Raw genomic sequence first — 21,269 nt, forward strand, 5'->3', positions numbered from 1 at the left:
GTTGGCCTATTCGCCAACCACCTCTCGATAGGCCCTCACCGCACCATCCAGCCCACGTATGCGCCAGCGCTGCCCGTCCTGTTCCTCGACATGGCAAGGTCCAAGCGGCACTTTCCCTCCCCCGTCGGGCAGGTCGAGCACATAGACAGGGTTGCAGATGCCCGACAGGCGCGCGCGCAGCGCTTCCACCAGCGCCTGCCCCTGCGCGATCGTGGTGCGCCTGTGTGCCATGCCGCGTGCGAGATCGCCATGGTGGAGGTAGTAGGGTTTTATCCCCAGCCGGTACATCAGCTCGCGGCAGAGCTCTTCCAGCGCTTCGACCGTATCGTTGACGCCCTTCAGCAGAACGCTCTGGTTGAGCATCACGAAGCCGGCCTGTCGCAAGGCGCGGCAGGCCACTTCGGTGGCGTCGGTGATCTCGCGCGCGTGGTTGAAGTGGGTGACCACCGTCACCATCAGCCGACCCTGCAGCGCCGCGACCAGCCCTGGCGTGATGCGCGACGGCAGTGCCACCGGCACGCGCGTGTGGAGGCGCAGCAATCGCACATGGGCGATGTCCTCGATGCGCGCCCGGATCTCGGCCAGTGCCTTGTCGGGCAGCGACAGCGGATCGCCGCCGGTCAGGATCACTTCGCGGATTTCGGGATGGTCCGATATGTAGGCCAGCGCCGGCTCCAGCGCCTCGCGCGTATAACCACGGCCGATCGACGTCAGCGATTCCTTGCGGAAGCAGAATCGGCAATAGACCGCGCATTGATAGGTCGGGAACAACAGCACCCTATCGGCATGGCGATGCGTCAGCCGCGGCACCGGGCTGAATTCGTGATCGGCGATCGGGTCGCCAAGCTCACCCTCCGCCTCGTCCAATTCCCCAGGCGACGGGATCACCTGCGCCCGGATCGGATCGGCGGGATCGTTCCAGTCGATCAAGTCGAGATAGGCCTTTGGCGCCCGCACCTTGTGAAGCGCCGCGGCGGCGTGCGCGGCTTCGCGCTCGGCCGGCGAGAGCGGCAGGGAAGCGAGGTCGCGCACATGGCGCACGCCGGCGCGGACATCGTCCTGCCAGGCGGTGTCGGCGGCGCGGGTCGCATCTTTGAGATTGGGCATCGGCGTCTCGGCTGTTTGCGCGGACCTATCGGCCGGATGAACAGCGCGGTCAACCGCTGTCGCAACGCCAACCATGTCCGCCGCCTTCACAACCTATGTCCATCCGCGCCAGCCATCGCCACAAAAGCGCTTTCAATCGTCTCGAACCTCAACTCCGGATAAAGCGTCCCGGCTTCCGGGGTGGCCGTCTCGAGCGCGGTCTCGCCGCGGATCCAGAATGCGCGCAGCAATCCAAGGCCGGGAACCGCCGCGATCAGCGCCTCCAGCTCCTCGGCGCTCATCTGCTTGACGCGGGGCGAACGGCCGCTCACTTGCCGCCACAGCTCGATCATTTCACTTTGGGTGATCTTGTTCTGTGCGATCCGTATCTCGCTGCGAACAGCATTGGGATCCTCAAGCGCGCGTATGGTGACCGCAGCGATATCCTTCTCGCTGACGAAGGTCGCCGGCACGTTGCCCTCGCCATAGAGCGTCACCTCGTCGGGTGGCAGCGGCGTCGAGCCGAAGCGCGTCAGGTCGCCCAGCGTCGCCACCCAGGTCGAGAAGAAGCCGTTGGTGTAGATCACCGTATAGGGCAGGTCGGCCTCACGGACCGCGTCGAAGACGGCCCGCTTGATGTCGAGCGGTTCGATCGAGCCGGGTGCGGCGGCGGCAAAGTCGAGGCCGAAACCGGCGGACGGCACATAGCGGGAGATACCGGCATCCCTGATGGCGCGCACCAGCGTCATCTCGCTGGCCGACCCCACATGCACCGAGCTAACGACGCGGTCGACCTTGCCGACGGCGCGCACGAGGCTGTCATAGCCGTCGAGATCGCCGACATGCACGGTGGCGCCGAGGTCTTTCAGCGGGCGCATCCGCGCTTCATTGGCCGACGTTGCCTGCCGGACCAGAACATGGAGGCTGTCGCCATTGCGCGCGCTGGCCTTGGCCATCTCGCTGCCGAGCAGTCCGGTCGCGCCAATGATCAGGGTGCTGGTCATATCGCCCTCCCATTGCCCAGAATTTCGTTAGCAAGGATCGAACCATCCCAGTCGCGTTCCAGGCCGATGTCATGCAAACGGCGATCGGAAAGCCGGGAGATCTGGCGCAATGTGCGGCGGCGCTCGAACGCTGCCGCGCTTCGCATGGCAAGGCCGCTCATCGCGGCGCCGATGGGTCGAAGGGTCAAGGTCATAATCCGTCTCCTGTGTTTCACTGGGCGCAAGCCTGCCGATGTCGCCCGAGTGGGGCGAGCATGACGATTGCTCACACTTGTCTGGTCAATTCAGCGCATCGATGAACCGGAAAGCCGGTGTGGATGCTTGGTACGCCTGGATATTGGGCCATTAAGGGCTGGACGACAAACGACTCCTTGTGCAGGATTTGTGAGTAACACTCACAGGTCGATCCAATGCCGCGCAGACTGCCGCCCCTCACCGCTTTGCCCGCCTTCGACGCGGCGGCCAGGCATTTGAGTTTCTCCAAGGCCGCGGAGGAGCTCAACCTCACCCATGGCGCGGTCAGCCGCGCCATCCGCAACATCGAGGACAGGCTGGGCATCCAGCTCTTCGATCGCGGCACACGCTCCGTGCGCCTTACGGGCGTCGGCGCGGCCTATGCGACGGAGGTCGGCAAGGCGCTCGACCAGATCGCCGCCGCCACCATCGCCGCCACACCCGACCGCTCGACGCGCATCCTCAATGTCAGCACGTCCGACGGTTTCGCCGGCCGCTGGCTGGTGCCGAGGCTGCATCGTTTCCATCGCGCCAATCCCGACATCGACGTGCGGCTGGCGACTTCGGGCGTGCTGGCCGATTTCGTCAGCGACGGCATCGACATATCCATCCGCTACGGCCGCGGCGGCTATAGCGGGGTGACGGCGGAATTCCTCGCCGACGAGGAGGTTTTCCCCGTCTGCAGCCCGGAACTGCTGCAAGGCGAGCATCCGCTGCATCTGCCAGCGGACCTCAGGCACCACAAACTGATCCACGACGCCTTTCGCATCGACTGGGCGACATGGCTTGAGCAGGCCGGTGTCGAAGGCATCGACCCCACACGCGGCGTGCGCTTCGATTCCGCCACCTTCGCCGTCGAGGCCGCCGTGCATGGCGAAGGCGTGCTGCTCGGCCGCAGCGCGCTGGTCTCGGCCGACCTCGCGGCAGGCCGGCTGGTCCGGCCCTTCGATCTCGCGCTGAAATCGGCGGCCAGCTACTACGTCGTCTATCCCGAAGGCGCGCTGCGCCAGAAAAAGATCAGGGCGTTCCGTGACTGGCTGTTCGCCGAAGTGGCCGCCGACTGGATTGGTGCGAAGAAGAGCGGCTGATCCGAGGAACGCCCACCTGAATTCCCTCTCTTGCCGGCCAGCTATCGCCTTTCGCTCCGGCGCATCCAGTCAGTCCGACGGGCCGTCAGGCAGCTTGGGCATCACGATCCGTATGGGACGGCTCCCGATCGGCGTTCCGGTCCCGCGATCGATGCTGACTGGGTCGATTTCGGTTCCTGTCTCGGCGTCGAAGAACCGAGTGAAATTGCCACCGCCCCGGTGCTTGCTGCCCCAGGCGGCGAGCGAGAACAGCACCGGAAGCAAATCCCGACCGGCCTCGGTCAGCACATATTCATCCCGTGGCGGCCGCTCCGAATATCGCCGTTTCTCCAGCAGCCCTTCCTGCGTCAAGGTCGCCAACCGGCTAGTCAGCATCGTCGGAGCGATGCCGAGGTTCTTGCGAAATTCGTCGAAACGGCTGAGCCCCGCATGGGCATCGCGCATGATCAGCATGCTCCACGTGTCGCCCACCGTGCCGAGGCTGCGGGCGATCAAACAGGGCTGGTTGGAAAGATTCTTCACGTCGATACCATTTTGATAGTGACTTACTATTAATTTGATAGTATCTGATCTCGCGAGGCCGTTCCACCGAAAAATGATGGTGACGGCCGGTCATCGCGCCGCTGGGAGTCCCAAATGAAATTCTATCTGTGCAAGTACATCCCGCCCCGTGCCGACTTTCTTGCATCCATGACCGGCGACGAGCGGGAATGGATGAGGCAGCATGGCGCCTTCTTGGACGAGTTGCTCGACCGCGGACTGATCGTCGCCCACGGTCCGGTGATGGATCCAGGCGGCGGCTATGGCTTGTCACTATACCGGATCGCCGACGACCAGGACATCCAGGCGATAACCTCACAAGACCCCATCGTGAGAAATGGCGCCGGCCATTACGAACATCACCCCATGCTTCATCTGAGCGTACACGGCTGACAAGTCCGTCGGCACAAAGCGTCATGATCATGCATCTCGAAGGATATTGAAATGAACAACAAAAATCGCGGCGTCGCCGTCGTCACCGGAGCAGCGGGCGGCATCGGGCTTGCGACAGCCAAAGCCCTTCAGTCGGCCGGCTACCGCGTCTTCGGCACGAGCCGGAAAGCCGCGACCGGGTCACCGCCCGGGATCACGATGCTGAGCTGCGACGTGACCGACGCGGACTCCGTCGCAAGCATGGTGTCGCAAGTGATAAGCCAGGCCGGGCGCATCGACCTGCTGGTCAACAATGCTGGCAATGCACTGATCGCGGGTGCGGAAGAATCGTCCGTTGAACAGGCAAAGACCCTTTTCGACGTCAACGTCTTCGGTCTCATCCGCGTCACAAACGAGGTGCTGCCGATCATGCGACGTCAGGGCGGCGGCCGGATCGTCAACATCAGCTCGGTTGTCGGCTTTGTCCCCAGCCCGTTCAGCGCGCTCTACACATCCACGAAACATGCCGTCGAGGGCTACTCCGAGTCGCTGGACCATGAGGTCCGCCCCTTCGGTATTCGCGTCCTGCTGGTCGAACCGGCCTTCACCCGTACGGCTCTCGATCACAATGCGACGAAGCCGGACAGGATGATGAGTGTCTATGACCAGGCGCGGGCAACGGCGACCGCGGTCTGGAACAGGGCGATCGAAACCGGCGATGCTCCCGAGGTCGTCGGCCAGGCGGTCGTCACCGCGGCCACCGCGACATCGCCGAAGTTGCGCTATCCCGCCAGCAAGCAGGCGCGGCGCCTGTACCTGCTGCGACGGTTTGTTCCGGCGCATGCTTTCGACAAAAGCCTCCGAAAACAGATGAACCTGCCGTCGTGACAAAGGCCCGTAGTCACTGTTCGGCGGGCCGGTTTTGAAACGACATCCGCTGCTGCGGCGGATGATTTGAGGCACCACAAGCCGATCCACGACGGTTGCGAGAGGGAAATTGAGCCGGCCGAGTGGGGCAAGCCGCCTCTGGACATCCCTGCCCGGTTTCAGGTGGCACTCGACACTTTCGCGATCGCCGCCAGCACCAGCAAAGCCAGACAGCCAACAAGCGCCATCAGGCCCAACGACCAGGAAATGCCGATATGGGCCATGGCCAATGCCAGGGCGAACGGCGCGACCGCCGAGACGATCAGGCGGGCGGACATGGCGCGTCCCTGCAGCCGGCCATAGCCTTCGCTGCCGAACAGCGTCAGCGGCAGTGCCCCGGTGACGATGCTGAACAGCCCGTTGCCCATTCCGAAGATGACGGCGAACGCCATCGCACCGGCGATCGAAGGTGCGGTGCCGAGCAGGATGACCACGCCCGCCGTCATCAGCACGGCTGAGATGATGGCGAGCCGCAGCGGCGGCAGGTTGATCCCGAAGACCATATTGATGAAACGGCTGAGCACCTGCGACGGCCCGAACAGCGTTCCAACGATGGCGGCGACGGCACCCAGACCGAGCCCGGACAGCAGCGGCACCATATGGACCAACACCGCGGCGCTGACCAGGTTCTGGAGCGAGAAAGCGACAACCATCAAGGCAAAGCCGAGCGGCCGCGCCGGGGCCGGCAGCGATCCCGCGACGTGCCGTGGCGGCTCGATCGCCGCGCGCCTGCTTCTGGCCAGTCCCTGCGATAGCCAAGCGTGCAGCGGCAGGCAGACCAGAAGGTTCAGCCCGGCAAAGACGAGGTAAACGTCTCGCCAAGGCAAATGCGCATGCATGGCCGATGTGATCGGCCAGAAGACGGTCGATGCGAAACCGGCGATGAGGGTGAGATAGGTTATGCTGCGCTGCGCGGCACGCGGCCGGATCTGGACCAGCAGCGCGAAGGCCGCGCCGTATTGGACAAGGTTCGATGCTGCCTCCAGGGCAATCAGCGCGGCGACGAAGGCTGGACCGTTGGGCGCATAGGCACAGGCGGCAAGCGCAGCGGCAGCAACGGCCGAGCCGGCGGTCATGATCCGTCCCGCGCCAAAACGGTCGATCCAGCCGCCGAGCAAGGGTGCGGTCAGCCCGCCGGCCAGCAGCGCGGCCGATAGCGCGCCGGATATCCATTCGGTTGGCCAGCCCATATCCTTCGCCATGTCGCCGGCAAGGATGCTGAAACTGTAATAGAGCGTGCCGTAGCCGATAATCTGGGTGATCCCGAGCGCGGCGACAGCCGCTATCGGCGCACGCTCCGCGGTTTCGGCTTTTGCAAGGCTTCCATCATTGCCCACCGCGGTCATGGCTCACCACCTCGCCGTCTTCCTTGGTGAACCGGCTCACCGGGTGGTCGAGCAGATCCAGCACAAGCTCGGACGGACGGCACAGCCGTGTCCCTCTCGGCGTTTCGACGATCGGCCGGTTGATCAGGATCGGATGCTCGAGCATGGCATCGAGCAGTTGGCCGTCGGACCATTTTGGATCGGCCAGGCCCAGTTCGGCGTAGGGGGTGCCCTTTTCACGCAGCAGGGCGCGCACGGGTATTTCGAGCGTCGCTATCAACTGCTCCAGCCGCGCACGTGGCGGCGGATGTTTCAGATATTCGACGATGGTCGGCTCCTCGCCGCTCGCCCTGATCATGGCGAGCGTGTTGCGCGAGGTGCCGCAGTCCGGATTGTGGTAGATGGTGATCGTCATGGCCTGGCCTCGATGGGGAACGGTTGAACGTGCGGCTGCAGCAGCCATGTCGTCAGCGCCAGGGCAATGCCCGCGCCGGCCAGTTCGGCGGCGATGAAGCCCGGCAGGCTTGCCGGACTGATTCCGGAAAAACTGTCCGTCAGTGACCGTGCGGCCGCGACCGCTGGGTTGGCGAACGATGTCGATGCGGTGAACCAGTAGGCGGCGGTGATATAGAGGCCGACTAGCCAGGGGATGGCCGAGCGCTTGAAACGCAGGCCGGCGAGAATGACCGCCAGCAACCCGAAGGTCGCAATCCCTTCCGAAAGCCAGAGCGCGGGTCCCGTTCGGTCATGCGTCGACAAGGCGAGCGGCGAAAGCCCGAACATCAGGTGCGCGCCGACCGTGCCGGCGACGCCGCCCGAGAATTGGGCGAGCACATACCAGGCGCAGTCGCTCGCCGGCAGCCGGCGCGACAGCGCCAGGGCCATTGAAACGGCCGGATTGAAATGGGCGCCCGAGACCGGCCCCAGTATGGTGATGAGCACCACGAGGATTGCCCCCGTCGGCAAGGTGTTGCCAAGCAGCGCCAGCGCGCGATCGGGCGTCAGCGACTGCGCCATGATACCGGAACCGACCACCGTGGCCACCAGCAAGCCGGTGCCGAGAGCTTCCGCCGTGAGCCGGCGCGGCAAATCAAAACCGGCCGTGTCCCTGATGGAGGATGCGCCAGGCACAGTGTGGCCGCCACTCATCGGGCAGGCTCCCGCGTGTCGGCCGCACAGCAGCCCGGCAACACCGCCGGCGCGCAGATTTCCGGCCGGCCGGAGCAACAATCCTCCATCAGGAAGCGGATAAGACCGCTCAGCATGTCATACTCCGCGCTGTAGACCATGGAGCGGGAATCGCGGCGCACGCTCACCAGCCCCGCGCGTTCAAGCTCCTTAAGGTGGAAGCTGACGTTGGACGCCGAAACCTCGACCTTTTCGGCGATCGCCCCGGCGGCGATGCCGTCGGGGCCGGCGATCACCAGATGGCGCAGCACGCGCAGCCGTGTTTCCTGCGACAGCGCCGCGAAGGCCGACAGGGCTTGACGTTCATTCATATTTCAACAATCCTATGAATATTGAAGCAAGGATTATCGCACATGCTCGCCTCTGACAATCGGGAATTGATCCCGTGATCACGGCCGACCCGCGGGACATCACCATGGCCGGCTTGCTGGGCTTTCTGGCGGATCACAGGGAAAAGCCACTGGTGTTTTTCCATGAAGGCGGGCCGGTGTTGCCGGGCTACCATGTCACCGAGGTCAAGGCCGGCCGCTTCGACGCGCTCGACTGCGGCGGGAATCCGGAATCATGGTCGGAGATCTTCGTGCAGCTATGGGACGTCAATGAGGACCGCACCCATATGCCGGCTGGAAAATTCGCGGCGATCATCCGGAAAGTGACCGAGCATGTCGGTCTCGACCAGGCGGCCAAGCTGACCTTCGAGGTCAGCGACGGCGTGCGCCCGATGCAGCTCTACCGGGCCGCCCTGCCCCGGCTGGCCGACGGCGCCGTGCATGTCGCGCTTGCGCCACGGCCAGCGAGTTGCAAGCCGCACGACCGCTGGCTGGAGGAGGAAAAGAAGGCCAAGGCCTGCTGTGGCCCCTCCGCCGGGCCATGCTGCGGCTAACGGAGGGTGCTTTTGAGCATGTGAGTACCGGAAGCGCGGGCGTGAGCCATGTGCAGGCCGGCCGGACATCGGCAACCTTAGTCCTTGGCGCGAAAAGCGTCCGGCACCACGAACACTTCGTCGGCGCGGCCATAGCCGCCATCGGCGACTTCCTCCACAAGCACCATCGTGTAGGGCCGCACGCCCTCGCCGAAAAAGTCGACGAACATGGCGGTCGTGCGATGGATGAGGTCTTCTTTCTGTGCCTTGGAGAGCGCCGCCTGCGGCATCTTGATGTTGGCGAATGGCATGGTGTTTTCCTTGTCTTCTCAATCATTTAGGCTAGGTTTCGAATGGAACGGGAGGCAGACCGCCACAGCAGCAGCGGCCAGCCTCCTTCAGATCACGCCGCCATTGGCGCGGATGATTTGCCCGTTGACCCAGCCACTGTCCGGCCCTGCCAGGAACGAGACCACGCCGGCAATGTCGTCGGGCTGGCCGAGCCTGCCGAGCGGGATCATCTTGGCCGTGGCCTCGATCTGCGCCGCGCTCTTGCCATCGGTGAACAGCGCCGTCTCGACCGGTCCGGGCGCCACCGCGTTGACGGTGATGCCGCGCGCGCCAAGCTCCTTGGCCAAGATGTGCGTCATCGCCTCGACCGCCGCCTTGGTGGCGGCATAGACGCCGTAACCCGGCTGGTAGAGGCCGACCACGCTGCTCGAAAAATTGACGATGCGGCCGCCATCGCGAATGCGTTTTGCGCCTTCGCGCATGCCACGGAACACGCCGCCGAGATTGATCGCGACCTGGGTGTCGAAGAAGGCATCATCGGCCTGCGCGATCGGCGAAAGCTTCATGATGCCGGCATTGTTGACCAGTATATCGATGCCTCCGAACGCCTTCTCGCCGGCGTCGAAGAGGCTGGCGATACCGGCCGGAACCGCGATATCGGCTTGCACGGCGATCGCCTTGCCGCCATCGGCTTCGATGGCGCGCACCAGCGCCTCGGCCTCGGCCTGTCCCCGCGCGTAATTGACGACGACGGCGATGCCGTCGCGGGCCAGCCTCCGCGCGATCGCCGCGCCGATGCCCTTGGAGGCGCCGGTCACGATCGCCGCTTTAGTTTGGCCCGTGCTCGTTTGGCCTGAAGTCATGGAAGTCTCTCCTTCTTGTTGGTGAGACGGATATAGGCCGAACCAACTTCCGGATAATCAGCCTTGTCTTGACATCACTATTCGGAAACTGCGAACAAAGACCATGGATCGCCTGGACACGATGCGGCTCTTCGTTCGCGTGCTGGAGCGGCGCAGCTTCACCGCTGCCGCCGCCGATCTCGGCCTGCCGCGCTCGACCGCGACGGAAGCGGTCCGGCGGCTGGAAGAACATCTCGGCGCAAGGCTGCTCGAGCGCACCACGCGCCAGGTGAACGCCACGCAGGATGGCGAGGCCTATTACGGACGCTGCCTGTCCATCCTGGCCGAGATCGAGGATGCCGAGGCCGCCTTCCGCAATGCCGAGCCGTATGGCCTGCTGCGCATCGACGCCAGCACGCTGCTCACCCGCACCTTCCTGTTGCCGCGCCTGCCGGAATTACTCGCCCGCTTTCCTCGCATCGACCTGCAGATCGGACAGAGCGACCGGCTGGTCGACCTAGTGCGCGAGGGTGTCGACTGCGTCATCCGCGTCGGCGAGCCGCCTGACAGCGGCATGATCATGCGCCGGCTTGGCATGATCCGCGAGATGACCTGCGCCAGCCCCGCCTATCTCTCTCGCCACGGCACGCCGGCCTCCCCCGATGCGCTGGACGGCCATCAGGCGATCGGCTTCGTCTCCTCCCGCACCGGCGAAGTGCTGCCCTTCGAATTCACCGTCGGCGGCAAGACGCGCGAGGTCAGGCTGCCCGGCCGCGTCGCCGCCAACAATTCCGACACCGCCGCCGACCTCGCCCGGCTTGGCCTCGGCCTCATCCAGGCGCCGCGCTATCGCTTCGAGAAGGATTTGGCAGAGGGAACACTGGTCGAGGTGCTGGCCGGGTATCCGCCCTCGCCGACACCGCTCTCGGCGCTCTATCCGCAGAACCGGCAGCTTTCGCCGCGCCTGCGCGTCTTTCTCGACTGGGCGGCACGCATCTTCGCCGAGGCGAACCTGTAAGCGCAATTCCGGGAAAAGTGTGTAGCGGTTTTTCGTCCGGAGTTGCGTCAATACAAAGGAACAGGCACTCGCCGTTGCCCATCGGCGCCATCTGATGTCAATGTCGCCCCGACAGCGCGCCATGGGGAGATGGCGCACCGCCAGGGAGGATTTTCATGACCAAGCAGCAAGCCGGCTTGCCGCGCTATGACGATGCCGTTGCAAGCTTTCGTATTGAGGATGAGATCGCGAGACTGCAGGGCGACCCCGCGACCGGCATCAACGCCTATGTCGAATGCTGCGGCCGGCACACCGGCGGAAACCGCCTGGCGCTGCGCGCCATCTCTGCCGGCGGCGAACTCAGCGAATTCAGCTTCGAGGATCTCGCCGACATGTCCGGCCGCGTCGGCACTCTGCTGAAGGAATTGGGCGTCGGCCCGGGCGATGTCGTGGCCGGCATGCTGCCGCGCATCCCCGAACTGGTGGCGCTGATCCTCGGCGCCTGGCGCATCGGCGCGGTCTACCAGCCGCTGTTCACTGCCTTCGGCCCGAAGGCGATCGAACACCGGCTCGGCTACAGCGGCGCCAGGCTGGTGGTGACCAATCCGGCCAATCGCGGCAAGCTCGACGAGGTCGCGAACCCTCCGCAAATCGCCACCATCCTCGGTGCTGGCGACGCCCTGTCCCCGGGCGACATCGATTTCCGTGCCGCGCTTGCCGCCGCCTCACCCAACTGCGACCCGGTGATGCGCAAAGGCGAAGACCTGTTCATGATGATGTCGACCTCGGGCACCACCGGCCTGCCGAAGGGCGTGCCGGTGCCGCTCAACGCGCTGCTCGCCTTCGGCGCCTATATGCGCGACGCGATCGGCCTGCGCCCAGACGACATCTTCTGGAACATCGCCGATCCGGGTTGGGCCTATGGCCTCTACTACGCCATCACGGGACCCCTGCTGCTCGGCATCGCCACGACCTTCAACGAGGGCGCCTTCACCGCCAAAAACACCTATGATGTCATCGAGCGGCTTGGCGTCACCAGCCTTGCCGGCTCGCCCACCGCCTTCCGCCTGCTGCTCGCCGAAGGTCCCGACGCCGCCGCGCGTGCAAAAGGCCGGCTGCGTGTGGTGAGCAGCGCCGGCGAGCCGCTCAACCCGGAAGTGATCCGCTGGTTCGACGCCCATCTCGCCGCGCCCATCCACGACCATTACGGCCAGACCGAGAACGGCATGATGGTCAACAACCATCACGGCCTGGCGCACCCTGTCCGCGCCGGCTCGGCGGGCTTTGCCATGCCGGGCTATCGCATGGTGGCGCTGGACGAGGCCGGCAACGAGCTCGGCCCCAACCAGCCCGGCATCCTCGCCGTCGACATCGCCAACTCGCCGTTGCGCTGGTTCGACGGCTACCACCAGGCCGAAACGCCGGCCATATCGGGCGGCTACTACCGCACCGGCGACACGGTGGAATACGAGCCGGACGGCTCGGTCTCCTTCATCGGCCGCGCCGACGACGTCATCACCTCGTCAGGCTACCGCATCGGCCCCTTCGACGTCGAAAGCGCGCTGATCGAACATCCCGCCGTCAACGAGGCGGCGGTGGTCGGCGTGCCCGACCCGCAGCGCACCGAGATCGTCAAGGCCTTCGTCATCCTGGCGCCCGCCTACGAGGGCAGCCCGGAACTCGCCGAAGAATTGGCGCAGCATGTCCGCAAACGCCTCTCGGCCCATGCCTATCCGCGCGAGATCGACTTCGTCGGGGAATTGCCGAAGACCCCTAGCGGCAAGATCCAACGGTTCTTGTTGCGCAAGGCTGAGGTGGAGAAAAGGAACGGGTGAAGGGCGGCGGGAAGATTGGAGTCGGTCCTGCGCCAATTGCTGAGACCTGCGCATTGGAAGCAAAGTCGAGTGCGGGCGATAGGCGCCACCGGTAAGGGCACGTCATATCGGAGCATCGAATCTATTCCACAAGCTTTGCCAGCGTCTATCCGCACTATGTCGCCAAGGCGCAAAGGAAAGGACGCACCAGAGCCGAGGTCGATGAGATCATCTGCTGGCTGACGGGCTACACCGAGAAGGAACTCGACGCCGAACTGGAGACGAAAACCAGCTTCGAGGAGTTCTTTGGTCAGGCCCCTCGACTGAATCCTTTGCGGAATTTGATTACAGGGGTGGTCTGCGGCGTCCGCGTGGAAGATATTGAGGATCCACGGATGAAGGAAATTCGCTACCTCGATAAGCTGATCGACGAGCTTGCGAAGGGGAAAGCGATGGAGAAGATACTCCGGAAATGAGGCTCGAGCGCGCGATATCATCAACCGGGCGCACGGGCGCAAGCGCTAATCACACCCCTCACACCGCGATCTGCAGCGTCCCGTGGCGCTTCACCTCAGCCTCTATCTCCCGCACCAGCGTCTCCAGCGCGGGATTGCGGACGTTGCGGGCGCGGCGAATGACGTAGGCGAGGTCCGGAGGCTTGGGGAACGACTTGTCGACGATCTCCATGCCGGGCCGCAGATGCCGCTGGCTGAGCAGCGCGACGCCGAGGCCGGAGGTCACGCCGGCGATGATGCCGGCCGCGCTCGAACATTCGAACACGATCTCGAACACCGTTCCCTCGTCCTGGCCGAGATCGAGGCCCCAACGGCGATAGAAGCAGTTCTCGTCGAAGGATAGGAACGGCACCGGGTCGCCTTTCCCAAGGGTCAGCTCGGGCGACTTCACCCAATGCAGGGTCTCGCGGAACAGCGGGACATCGGTGGGGCGGACGTCGTGCTGGAACACCTGGATGATGGCCGCGTCGAGCGCGCCCTCGCCCAACAGCTTCTGCAAGGCCAGGCTCATGCGCACCTGCGTGCGCACGCTCACCTCGGGGTATAGCCGACGAAATCGGCCAAGGATGCGCGAAAGGTCCGTGCAGGTCGTATCCTCGGTCATCCCCAAAGCGATCTTGCCTTGCAGCGTGCTCTTCGACAGGCTCAGGATCGCCTCGTCATGGATGCCCAGGATGCGCCTGGCATAGCCCAGCAGATCCTGCCCTGAACTGGTGAACATCGGCGCATTCGCCTTGCGACTGAGGATTTCGCAGTCGAGACTCGCTTCCAGCCGCCTGATCTTGTGGCTGACGGCCGATTGCGACAGGCCGAGCATCTCGGCTGCCCGGGTAACGCCGCCATGTTTCTCGATCGCCACCATCGCCCGCAAGGCATCGACATCCAGGCGGCGGCTCATCACTCCAGTCATGACAATCCTCGTTTGAAACGAAAGCAGCGCTTCAAGGTTTCGGCAGAGAACGGGCTTTGAGGTCAATCATATATGCCACATCTCGCGCCTATTTCATGGATATATCGAAATTTGTCATGTGCAAAGGCGCTTGCGCGCCGCCATAAATCCCGCATTCGAGATCGGCCGTGATCCGCTGGCGAACCCGCTTCGACGAAGAGACTGCATGACGCTCCCGAAACCTCCGTCCCGTCGCCTGGCCTGGCCGCTTCTGGCGGCAGCCCTGGTCGTAAGCTGGAGCTCGGGCTTTGTCGGCATCCGTTACGCCAGCGAGAGCGCCGACGTCATGCTGGTGCTGTTCTGGCGAACCCTGATGTCAGGGCTGGTCCTCCTGCCCTTCGCGCTCATGGTCGGGCCGCGCATCGGCGTCCGGGCGCTGCTCCAGCAGATGGCGTTCGGCGTGGCGATGATGTTCCTCTATCTCGGCGGCTTCGCGCTTGCCATCGGCCAGCGCGTGCCGACCGGCCTTGTCGCGCTGATCTCGGACCTCGTCCCCCTCGCCATCGCGGCACTGTCGCAGCCCGTTCTCGGCCACCGGCTGACATCGAGGCAGTGGACCGGAACGGCTCTCGGCGTGCTCGGCGTGCTGGTCGTCTCGCTGAACAGCCTCAGTCTCGGCACCGCGCCGGCCTGGGCGTACGTGGTCACGATCGCTTCCATGATGGGCTTCGCGCTGGCGACCGTGCTGCAGAAGCGGATGGGGACGATCAACATGCCCATCCACCAGAGCCTGTGCATCCAATGCCTGACGGCGGCGCTGTTTTTTGCCGCTTGCGCCGAATGGAAAGGCGGGCTGATGCCGCCCCTTGATGGCCGGTTCGAGTTCGGCATCGCCTGGCTGGTGCTGTTTTCGACCTTCTTCTGCTACGGCGTCTATTATGCGAGCCTGCGCCTCCACAGCGCCGCGCAGGTCAGCAGCGTGATCTATCTCAGCCCGCCGGTGACGATGCTTTGGGCCTGGCTGCTCTTCGGCGAGCCGCTTTCGGCGGCGATGGTCCTCGGCCTCGCGGTGACGCTGTTCGGCGTCTGGCTGACATCGTCGCGTGGCACCATATCGAAGGGCGAGGCAGGTTTGCGCCCAGCCGGGCAGCCGGCCGATTGATCGCGATCCACGCAAACGCCAGCCAATTATCCAACTCAAGGGAGTGAACCATGAAGCTGACTGATTTCAAGGCCTTGACCTTCGATTGCTACGGCACGCTAATCGATTGGGAATCCGGCATGATCGACGCCCTGAAGCCGCTGACCGGGCGGGTTGGCCGCGGCCTCGGCCGCGACGAGATCCTGCAGGCGCATGCCAGGCACGAATCCAGCCAGCAGGACTGGACGCCGCAAAAGCGCTACTGCGACCTTCTGGCTGTCGTCTACAAGCGGCTCGCCGAGGAATGGGGCGTCGTGACCACGCCGGAGGAATGCATCGCCTATGGCCAAAGCGTGAAGGACTGGCCGGCCTTTGCCGATACAGCCGCCGCCTTGCAATACCTCAAGCAGCACTACAAGCTCGTCATCCTCTCCAACGTCGACAACACCAGCTTCTCCTTCAGCAACAGGAAGCTCGGCGTCGATTTCGATGCGATCTACACGGCGGAGGACATCGGCTCCTACAAGCCGTCGCCCCGGAATTTCGACTATATGCTGGAAAAACTGGCGACGCTCGGGATCGGCGACAAGCAAGTCCTGCACACGGCCGAAAGCCTGTTTCATGACCATGCCGTGACCAACCGCCTGGGCCTTAAATCGTGCTGGATCCACCGCCGGCATGCCGATCAGGGTTTCGGCGCCACGATGGATCCCGGCGAGATGCCGAAGGTGGACTTCCGCTTCGACAGCATGGCCGACCTCGCCAAGGCGCATCGGGAAGAATTGGGCGGCTGATAGAAGGCCATCCCTTGAGCTGAAACCAGAACTCGCCTGAGCGCCATCAACTCTTTTTACGGGCGGCGCCGCGCTTTTCGGCGGAAGTGCCGGAACCCCACAGGGCGCGGCCGAGCAAGCCCCTGCGTTTGCGCGGGGCGAGGTCGATATCGCTGACCAGCTTGGCGCCACCCTTGCGCCGCTCGAGCGTGATCTTGCGGCTGTGGAAGGCCTCCAGCTCGGCGCGGTGCGCCACGCTCAAGATGGTCACATTAGGCAATTCGTGGATGATGGTCTCCATCATCCTGTCCTGGCTCTTCTCGTCGAGTGCCGCCGTCGCCTCGTCCAGCACGATGATATCGGGCGCGTGCAGGAGCAGCCGCGCGAAGGCCAGGCGCTGCTTCTCGCCGCCCGACAGGGTCTGGTCCCACGGCGCGTCTTCCTCGATCCGGTCGCCAAGATGACCGAGCCCAACCTTGTCGAGGGCAGCCCTGATCTGCGGGATCGTCCAATCCTCGGCGGCGCCTGGATAGGCAGCGGCCCGGCGCAGCGTGCCCGAGGGGATGTAGGGGCGCTGCGGCAGCATGAACATGCGCTTGCCCGGGTGGAAATCGACGCTGCCGCCGCCCCACGGCCACAAGCCCGCTATCGCCCGCACCAGCGTGCTCTTGCCCGAACCGGATTCGCCGGCCACCAGCAGCCGCTCACCCGGCTGGATCACGACCTCGGTTTCCTTGACCACGGCGGTGCCGTCATCGAGCGACACGGACAGATTGTTGAGGCTGAGCATCGTGTCGTCCTTGGTCTCGCCGCGATTGATGCGTCCGAGCGCGTCGCTCTCTTCCGCGCGCTCGAGCCCATCCAGCGACATCATCAGCGAGGCGATGCGCCGTGCCGAGGCGTTCCAGTCGGCCAGGCGCGGGTAATTGTCGACCAGCCATCCGAACGCGCCCTGCACGATGGCAAAGGCGGATGCCGCCTGCATGACCTGCCCAAGCGACATCGAGCCGTCGAGGAATTTTGGCGCGCACAAAAGCACCGGCACCACCGGCGCGAACAGGCTCGATCCCTGCGAGACCAGCGCCGTGCGCATGTGCTGGCCAGCAAGCATCGCCCACTTCCCCAGCACGCCGGCGAAGGTCCTGTCGATGCCGCTGCGCTCCTCCTCCTCGCCGCCGAGCAGGGCGATGCTCTCGCCGTTTTCGCGCACGCGCATCAGCGTGTAGCGAAATTCCGCTTCCGCCTGGTTCTTCTGCTCGGAGAGTTCGACGAAATGCCGGCCGATGACCACCATCGAGGTGGAGGTGATGCCGGCATAGATGACCGCGGTGATGACGAGAAAGCCCGGAATGGTGACGGTCGAGGAGCCGATCGGCAGCGTCAGCGCGCCGCCGATGGTCCACAAGACGACGATGAAGGTCGAGGCCGCCAGGAACGCGTTGAGCACGCCGGAGACGAAATCAACAGGCGATTCGGTGGCGATCCGCAAATCGTCGGCGATGCGGGCTTCCGGGTTCTGGTGATCGCCGCTGACGAGATTGAGCTGGTAGTAGCGGCCGTTGGTGAGCCAGCGGCCGATGATGGATGTAGTGAGCCACGAGCGCCAGCGGCGCTGGATCGTCATGCGCAGATAGACCTGCGCAACGACAAGGCTGACGCTTCCAAGCACCAGCGGCACGAACACGGCGCTCAGGAAATAGACGGTCGGCGCATTGCGCTGCTCGATGGCGTCGAAGATCGAGCGGTTCCAGACATTGATCCCGTACTGGAAGCCGACATTGACGCAGATCAGGATCAGGAGCGCGATCGTGCATGGCCAGGCGAGCTTGTCGCCCCGCCGGCTCCAATAGCCGCGCGCGCTGATCCAGAAGCGCTTCAGCAGGTATTTCTTGCGCGCCTGTTCGGCCTGTTCGGGGCTCAGCTGCGGATCAGGTTCCACCGCCGCTGGCGGCGGCGCCGCCTCGCCGACGACCTCGGATGCGGCCTCGACATCGGGTACCTTCTCCCGGCGGGGCTTCCTGGCACCGTTTGGCTTGGCGCCGCCGGCCGGCCTCTGTTTGGGTTTGATGTCTGCCACAACGGCCATAACGGCCTGGGTATCGGAAGGTTTCATCATGAGGGCTTGCGACCTTGCCAGGGCTGTCCTGGTGCCCCGATATCCGCCACGTCTCGCCATGAGTTCACCGCCGCACAATCGCCACCAAGCCACGCGAAGAGCTTGTAAAACGGAGGTTTTCACGATGCGTCTGGTCTGGACTTTGGTGTTCGCGCTGGCGAGCGGTGCGGCGTATGCGGCTTCGCCGGAGGACGACTACATCGCCGCGCGCGACAAGGCGATCGCGGCCATCGCCGCGATGGAAAGCGCGAACGCTCCCGTGGAAACGCTCGATGCGGCCAATGAGAAGGCCCGCGCCGATCTCGAACAGCGCCTTTCGACGCTTCTTGGACCTTTCACGGTCAAGGGTTTTCCGGCGGCCGGCAGGATCAATATCGAAAGCCTCAGTTCCTCCGATGTCGGCTTCGGCATGCTGGACGGGCTGCGTCACGGCACCGAGGACGGCCCCAGCATCGTGGCGTCGACACGCGGGCTGGTCGAGCGCTGGCTGCAATCGCGTGCGGCCGAGACGGACGCCGACCTCAAACTGCCCACCAGCTTCGACGCGGCGCTGAAGCTCGATGCGTTCTACACCCAGGCGATCGGCAGCGACGCCGCTTTCACCGGCACGCTCGACTTCAACCTGAAGACGCCCGACGGCGCCGACATGGCGATCGCCCGCCTCGGCGGCTGGGCACAGGATGTCGGACCTAACTACGACCAGGAAATCGTCGTCACGCTGGTCAAGGGCAACAGTGTCATGATCGCCGAGGCGCCCGCGACACCGCCCGTCCCAAGGATGGCGGCCTGCGACGCGGTGTGGACCGCGGCTGACGCCGCCGCCCAGAAACTGGTCAAGCAGGCCACCGACGACAGCGACGAAAATACATCCGATGCCGCCGACGCCGCCTGGGCAAAAGGCGACAGCGACTTCCGCGCCTGCATGGGCAAGAACCTGCGCGACAACCCGGCCTTCCCCACGCTGCTTGCCCAGGCGCAGGCGCTTGCCGACCAGATGGCGGGGAAGTAGGGCGCGCAGGACCGGCGCGGCGCCGACGCTGCCAATCTCCCCCTTCGCGGGGGAGATTGGCTGTTTCGTCGTCAGCACCGTTTCCACCCCCTTGCGGCCCCAGCATCCCATCACGATATTGTCGGCGCGTTGGCCTTGCTGACGGCAGTTGCCAGCACAGTTGAAAATTGGTGAAAGGAAGTCCTGATCGCGCATGGCGCGGCGGGCGGAGGAAAGCGTGGGAAACCCGGAATGACGACAGACACGAAAGCGACGGAAACCAAGGCATTCGAGGCGGATGTTTCGCGGCTGCTGCACATGATGGTGCATTCGGTCTATTCCGATAAGGACGTCTTCCTGCGCGAACTGATTTCCAACGCCGCCGACGCCTGCGAGAAGCTGCGCTTCGAGGCCGTCAGTCGCCCCGAATTGCTGGCCGACGATCCGAAGCCCCGCATCTCGATTTCAGCCGATCCCGACGGCAAGCTGATCACCGTCGAGGACAACGGCATCGGCATGAGCCGCGACGACATGACGGAGGCGCTGGGCACGATCGCGCGCTCGGGCACGCGCGCTTTCATCGAGCGCGTCGGCGCCGGCAATTCGAGCGAGGACACGCAGCTCATCGGCCAGTTCGGCGTCGGCTTCTACTCCGCCTTCATGGTCGCGACCCGTGTCGACGTCATCAGCCGCCTGGCGGGAAGCGAAGAAGCCTGGCGCTGGTCGTCCGACGGCAAGGGTTCCTACGAGATCGCGCCCGCCCCGCTCGAAGCCGCCCCCAAGCGCGGCACCCGCGTCGTGCTGCATCTGATGGACGACGCCGTGTCCTACACCGGATCCTATCGGCTCGAGCAACTGGCCAAGTCGCAGTCGGGCCATGTGCCGGTGCCGATCACGCTCATCGAGAGGCCCGGTGCCGAGGCGCGCGACATTGCCGATGGCACGGCCCTTTGGGTCAGGCCGAAGAGCGAGATCAAGCCCGAGGAATACACCGACTTTTACCGCGGCGTCTCCGGCCAGTATGACGAGCCGGCCGCCACCATCCATTTCCGCGCCGAGGGCCGGCAGGAATATAGCGTGCTGGCCTTCGTGCCCGGCTCGCGTCCCTTCGATCTCTTCGACCAGGACCGGAAGGGCCGCATGAAGCTCTATGTGCGCCGCGTCTTCATCACCGACGATGCCGATCTGTTGCCGCGCTACCTGCGCTTCATGCGCGGGCTGGTCGATTCCGCCGACCTGCCGCTCAACGTCTCGCGCGAGATGATCCAGGAAAGCCCGCTGCTTGCCGCGATCCGCAAGGGCCTGACCAACCGCGTGCTTGGCGATCTCGCCAAGCTGGCGGAGAACGAGACCGAGGCCTATGCGAAGATCTGGGAAAACTTCGGCGTCGTCCTCAAGGAAGGGCTCTACGAGGACCATGAGCGGCGCGAGCAGCTCTTGAAGCTCGCCCGCTTCCGCTCAACCGCCTCCGGCGAAGGCTGGCGCGGCCTTGCCGACTACGTCTCGGCGATGAAGGAAGGCCAGAAGGCGATCTTCTTCATGGCCGGCGACGACCGTGCACGGCTCGAAGCCTCGCCGCAGCTCGAAGGTTTCAAGGCACGCGGTATCGAGGTGCTGCTGCTCACCGACGCGGTCGACAGTTTCTGGACGTCGATGGCGCCCGAATTCGACGGCAAGCCGTTCAGGTCGGTGACGCAGGGCGTGGCTGAACTTTCCGAGATCCCGCTGCTCGACGAGGCGAACAAGCCGGATGCGGCGGCGGCGCCCGAGGTCGATGGCTTCCTGGCCTTCGTCAAGGCGGCGCTTGGCGATGCCGTGTCGGACGTGAAGGCCTCCGACCGCCTGACCGAAAGCGCGGTCTGCCTGGTGGCGCCCGAACACGGTCCCGACCGGCAGTTCGAGCGGCTGCTCAACGCCGCCGGCCGCCTCGACAAGACGGCCAAACCGATCCTCGAGATCAACCCCCGCCACGAGCGCGTCCTGGCACTCGCCAACCTCGGCGAAGACGAGCAAGCCTTCAAGGAGGATGCCGCCCACCTTCTCTACGACGAGGCGCGCGTCCTCGACGGCGACAAGCCGGCCGACGCAAGGGCGTTTTCGGAGCGCCTCGCCCGGCTGATCGCGCGCGGTATTTCGAAGGGCTGAGGAGACGCCGGCCAGCCGTTCCCGACGTGTGGTCGAACGGGGTTGCGTGGCGACCCCGTCTCCCGACAAATTTCGGCATCTCTCGCACCCGGCAACGCGCTGAAGTCCGCTGGCTCAATCGCCGACTGTAGA

23 protein-coding genes are annotated in these 21,269 nt (G+C 64.7%); 11 read left to right on the forward strand and 12 right to left on the reverse strand.

From position 1 onward, the window contains the following. Positions 1–6 precede the first annotated feature (6 nt). The 3 genes from FJ543_RS18755 to FJ543_RS18765 form a co-directional block, all read right to left on the reverse strand. Positions 7–1,107, reverse strand: coding sequence for a KamA family radical SAM protein (locus tag FJ543_RS18755; protein WP_181174011.1), 1,101 nt, complete (start codon positions 1,105–1,107; stop codon positions 7–9). An 86-nt stretch (positions 1,108–1,193) separates the two neighbouring features. Further along, the gene (locus FJ543_RS18760) at positions 1,194–2,090 is read right to left on the reverse strand and encodes an NmrA family NAD(P)-binding protein (protein ID WP_140876396.1); all 897 of its coding nucleotides are present in this window, start codon (positions 2,088–2,090) and stop codon (positions 1,194–1,196) included. Further along, the gene (locus FJ543_RS18765; protein WP_140788497.1) at positions 2,087–2,284 is read right to left on the reverse strand and encodes a DUF1127 domain-containing protein; all 198 of its coding nucleotides are present in this window, start codon (positions 2,282–2,284) and stop codon (positions 2,087–2,089) included. Before FJ543_RS18765 ends, FJ543_RS18760 begins: the two co-directional genes overlap by 4 nt. A 216-nt stretch (positions 2,285–2,500) precedes the next feature. On the opposite strand from FJ543_RS18765, the gene FJ543_RS18770 reads away from it, so the two are divergent. After that, a complete protein-coding gene (locus tag FJ543_RS18770) occupies positions 2,501–3,412 on the forward strand; it encodes a transcriptional regulator GcvA (protein WP_140876398.1) in 912 nt (303 codons plus the stop codon). A 69-nt stretch (positions 3,413–3,481) separates the two neighbouring features. On the opposite strand, the gene FJ543_RS18775 is transcribed toward FJ543_RS18770, so the two are convergent. Beyond that, positions 3,482–3,934, reverse strand: coding sequence for a helix-turn-helix domain-containing protein (locus FJ543_RS18775; protein WP_140876400.1), 453 nt, complete (start codon positions 3,932–3,934; stop codon positions 3,482–3,484). A 114-nt stretch (positions 3,935–4,048) separates the two neighbouring features. Between FJ543_RS18775 and FJ543_RS18780 the strand changes: the two genes are divergently transcribed. Beyond that, positions 4,049–4,345, forward strand: coding sequence for a YciI family protein (locus tag FJ543_RS18780; RefSeq protein ID WP_015316901.1), 297 nt, complete (start codon positions 4,049–4,051; stop codon positions 4,343–4,345). A 51-nt stretch (positions 4,346–4,396) separates the two neighbouring features. Then, positions 4,397–5,212 carry an oxidoreductase gene (locus FJ543_RS18785; RefSeq protein WP_140824056.1) on the forward strand — a complete coding sequence of 272 codons (816 nt, stop codon included), beginning with the start codon at positions 4,397–4,399 and terminating at the stop codon, positions 5,210–5,212. 158 nt (positions 5,213–5,370) lie between these two features. Here the strand turns inward: FJ543_RS18785 and arsK are convergent, their stop codons facing one another. Genes arsK through FJ543_RS18805 form a run of 4 tightly spaced genes read right to left on the reverse strand, consistent with a single transcriptional unit; the run spans position 5,371 to position 8,075 of the window. Further along, positions 5,371–6,597, reverse strand: a complete 1,227-nt coding sequence (gene arsK, locus FJ543_RS18790; RefSeq protein ID WP_140876402.1) for an arsenite efflux MFS transporter ArsK — start codon at positions 6,595–6,597, stop codon at positions 5,371–5,373. Then, entirely contained in the window at positions 6,578–6,991 is a 414-nt protein-coding gene (gene arsC / locus FJ543_RS18795) for an arsenate reductase (glutaredoxin) (protein ID WP_140617965.1), read from the reverse strand. The genes arsK and arsC overlap by 20 nt, the downstream gene beginning before the upstream one ends. Then, a complete protein-coding gene (locus FJ543_RS18800) occupies positions 6,988–7,725 on the reverse strand; it encodes an MIP/aquaporin family protein (protein ID WP_140876404.1) in 738 nt (245 codons plus the stop codon). Before FJ543_RS18800 ends, arsC begins: the two co-directional genes overlap by 4 nt. Continuing rightward, on the reverse strand, positions 7,722–8,075 hold the full coding sequence (locus tag FJ543_RS18805; RefSeq protein WP_140663420.1) for a metalloregulator ArsR/SmtB family transcription factor: 354 nt from the start codon (positions 8,073–8,075) through the stop codon (positions 7,722–7,724). Before FJ543_RS18805 ends, FJ543_RS18800 begins: the two co-directional genes overlap by 4 nt. 104 nt (positions 8,076–8,179) lie before the next feature. Between FJ543_RS18805 and FJ543_RS18810 the strand changes: the two genes are divergently transcribed. Next, positions 8,180–8,647: a DUF6428 family protein gene (locus tag FJ543_RS18810; protein WP_140876821.1), complete on the forward strand. Its 468-nt coding sequence runs from the start codon at positions 8,180–8,182 to the stop codon at positions 8,645–8,647. Positions 8,648–8,724: 77 nt separating this feature from the next. Here FJ543_RS18810 and FJ543_RS18815 read toward each other — a convergent pair whose 3' ends face one another. Both FJ543_RS18815 and FJ543_RS18820 read right to left on the reverse strand, forming a co-directional pair. After that, complete coding sequence (locus FJ543_RS18815; protein ID WP_015316894.1) at positions 8,725–8,937, reverse strand: 4-oxalocrotonate tautomerase family protein; 213 nt, start codon at positions 8,935–8,937, stop codon at positions 8,725–8,727. Between the two features lie 87 nt (positions 8,938–9,024). Then, positions 9,025–9,780, reverse strand: a complete 756-nt coding sequence (locus FJ543_RS18820) for an SDR family oxidoreductase (RefSeq protein WP_140876406.1) — start codon at positions 9,778–9,780, stop codon at positions 9,025–9,027. A gap of 103 nt (positions 9,781–9,883) precedes the next feature. Here FJ543_RS18820 and FJ543_RS18825 point away from each other — a divergent pair, with 103 nt between their 5' ends. From FJ543_RS18825 to FJ543_RS18835, 3 genes are all read left to right on the forward strand, one after another. After that, the gene (locus FJ543_RS18825) at positions 9,884–10,777 is read left to right on the forward strand and encodes a LysR family transcriptional regulator (RefSeq protein ID WP_140876408.1); all 894 of its coding nucleotides are present in this window, start codon (positions 9,884–9,886) and stop codon (positions 10,775–10,777) included. Between the two features lie 155 nt (positions 10,778–10,932). Beyond that, a complete protein-coding gene (locus FJ543_RS18830) occupies positions 10,933–12,591 on the forward strand; it encodes an acyl-CoA synthetase (protein WP_140876410.1) in 1,659 nt (552 codons plus the stop codon). A gap of 104 nt (positions 12,592–12,695) precedes the next feature. Further along, positions 12,696–13,046 carry a DUF2200 domain-containing protein gene (locus FJ543_RS18835; protein ID WP_140876823.1) on the forward strand — a complete coding sequence of 117 codons (351 nt, stop codon included), beginning with the start codon at positions 12,696–12,698 and terminating at the stop codon, positions 13,044–13,046. Positions 13,047–13,104: 58 nt separating this feature from the next. On the opposite strand, the gene FJ543_RS18840 is transcribed toward FJ543_RS18835, so the two are convergent. Continuing rightward, positions 13,105–13,995, reverse strand: a complete 891-nt coding sequence (locus tag FJ543_RS18840; protein WP_140876412.1) for a LysR family transcriptional regulator — start codon at positions 13,993–13,995, stop codon at positions 13,105–13,107. 205 nt (positions 13,996–14,200) lie between these two features. Between FJ543_RS18840 and FJ543_RS18845 the strand changes: the two genes are divergently transcribed. Together FJ543_RS18845 and FJ543_RS18850 are read left to right on the forward strand one after the other, a co-directional pair. Further along, positions 14,201–15,136, forward strand: coding sequence for a DMT family transporter (locus FJ543_RS18845; protein WP_140876414.1), 936 nt, complete (start codon positions 14,201–14,203; stop codon positions 15,134–15,136). Positions 15,137–15,186: 50 nt separating this feature from the next. Beyond that, positions 15,187–15,909: a haloacid dehalogenase type II gene (locus FJ543_RS18850; protein WP_140876416.1), complete on the forward strand. Its 723-nt coding sequence runs from the start codon at positions 15,187–15,189 to the stop codon at positions 15,907–15,909. Positions 15,910–15,955: 46 nt separating this feature from the next. On the opposite strand, the gene FJ543_RS18855 is transcribed toward FJ543_RS18850, so the two are convergent. Beyond that, positions 15,956–18,004, reverse strand: coding sequence for an ABC transporter ATP-binding protein/permease (locus tag FJ543_RS18855; protein WP_246678839.1), 2,049 nt, complete (start codon positions 18,002–18,004; stop codon positions 15,956–15,958). A 124-nt stretch (positions 18,005–18,128) separates the two neighbouring features. On the opposite strand from FJ543_RS18855, the gene FJ543_RS18860 reads away from it, so the two are divergent. Together FJ543_RS18860 and htpG are read left to right on the forward strand one after the other, a co-directional pair. Then, positions 18,129–19,013, forward strand: coding sequence for a hypothetical protein (locus FJ543_RS18860; protein ID WP_140876418.1), 885 nt, complete (start codon positions 18,129–18,131; stop codon positions 19,011–19,013). 231 nt (positions 19,014–19,244) lie between these two features. After that, complete coding sequence (gene htpG, locus FJ543_RS18865; RefSeq protein WP_140876420.1) at positions 19,245–21,137, forward strand: molecular chaperone HtpG; 1,893 nt, start codon at positions 19,245–19,247, stop codon at positions 21,135–21,137. The last annotated feature ends 132 nt before the right edge of the window (positions 21,138–21,269 follow it).

Origin of the sequence: Mesorhizobium sp. B2-5-7, from assembly GCF_006440875.1 — a bacterium.
In the GTDB taxonomy this organism is placed as follows: Bacteria; Pseudomonadota; Alphaproteobacteria; order Rhizobiales; family Rhizobiaceae; genus Mesorhizobium; species Mesorhizobium australicum.

Excerpts from the sequence above, each read along its gene's own strand:
- FJ543_RS18845 (WP_140876414.1), top strand. The coding sequence starts at position 14,201 with ATGACGCTCCCGAAACCTCCGTCCCGTCGCCTGGCCTGGCCGCTTCTG.
- FJ543_RS18810 (WP_140876821.1), top strand. The coding sequence starts at position 8,180 with ATGGCCGGCTTGCTGGGCTTTCTGGCGGATCACAGGGAAAAGCCACTG.
- FJ543_RS18805 (WP_140663420.1), bottom strand. The coding sequence starts at position 8,075 with ATGAATGAACGTCAAGCCCTGTCGGCCTTCGCGGCGCTGTCGCAGGAA.
- FJ543_RS18840 (WP_140876412.1), bottom strand. The coding sequence starts at position 13,995 with ATGACTGGAGTGATGAGCCGCCGCCTGGATGTCGATGCCTTGCGGGCG.
- FJ543_RS18850 (WP_140876416.1), top strand. The coding sequence starts at position 15,187 with ATGAAGCTGACTGATTTCAAGGCCTTGACCTTCGATTGCTACGGCACG.
- FJ543_RS18860 (WP_140876418.1), top strand. The coding sequence starts at position 18,129 with ATGCGTCTGGTCTGGACTTTGGTGTTCGCGCTGGCGAGCGGTGCGGCG.
- FJ543_RS18855 (WP_246678839.1), bottom strand. The coding sequence starts at position 18,004 with ATGATGAAACCTTCCGATACCCAGGCCGTTATGGCCGTTGTGGCAGAC.
- FJ543_RS18760 (WP_140876396.1), bottom strand. The coding sequence starts at position 2,090 with ATGACCAGCACCCTGATCATTGGCGCGACCGGACTGCTCGGCAGCGAG.
- arsC (WP_140617965.1), bottom strand. The coding sequence starts at position 6,991 with ATGACGATCACCATCTACCACAATCCGGACTGCGGCACCTCGCGCAAC.
- htpG (WP_140876420.1), top strand. The coding sequence starts at position 19,245 with ATGACGACAGACACGAAAGCGACGGAAACCAAGGCATTCGAGGCGGAT.
- FJ543_RS18755 (WP_181174011.1), bottom strand. The coding sequence starts at position 1,107 with ATGCCCAATCTCAAAGATGCGACCCGCGCCGCCGACACCGCCTGGCAG.
- FJ543_RS18780 (WP_015316901.1), top strand. The coding sequence starts at position 4,049 with ATGAAATTCTATCTGTGCAAGTACATCCCGCCCCGTGCCGACTTTCTT.
- FJ543_RS18825 (WP_140876408.1), top strand. The coding sequence starts at position 9,884 with ATGGATCGCCTGGACACGATGCGGCTCTTCGTTCGCGTGCTGGAGCGG.
- FJ543_RS18770 (WP_140876398.1), top strand. The coding sequence starts at position 2,501 with ATGCCGCGCAGACTGCCGCCCCTCACCGCTTTGCCCGCCTTCGACGCG.
- FJ543_RS18765 (WP_140788497.1), bottom strand. The coding sequence starts at position 2,284 with ATGACCTTGACCCTTCGACCCATCGGCGCCGCGATGAGCGGCCTTGCC.
- FJ543_RS18820 (WP_140876406.1), bottom strand. The coding sequence starts at position 9,780 with ATGACTTCAGGCCAAACGAGCACGGGCCAAACTAAAGCGGCGATCGTG.
- FJ543_RS18830 (WP_140876410.1), top strand. The coding sequence starts at position 10,933 with ATGACCAAGCAGCAAGCCGGCTTGCCGCGCTATGACGATGCCGTTGCA.
- FJ543_RS18800 (WP_140876404.1), bottom strand. The coding sequence starts at position 7,725 with ATGAGTGGCGGCCACACTGTGCCTGGCGCATCCTCCATCAGGGACACG.
- FJ543_RS18785 (WP_140824056.1), top strand. The coding sequence starts at position 4,397 with ATGAACAACAAAAATCGCGGCGTCGCCGTCGTCACCGGAGCAGCGGGC.
- arsK (WP_140876402.1), bottom strand. The coding sequence starts at position 6,597 with ATGACCGCGGTGGGCAATGATGGAAGCCTTGCAAAAGCCGAAACCGCG.
- FJ543_RS18815 (WP_015316894.1), bottom strand. The coding sequence starts at position 8,937 with ATGCCATTCGCCAACATCAAGATGCCGCAGGCGGCGCTCTCCAAGGCA.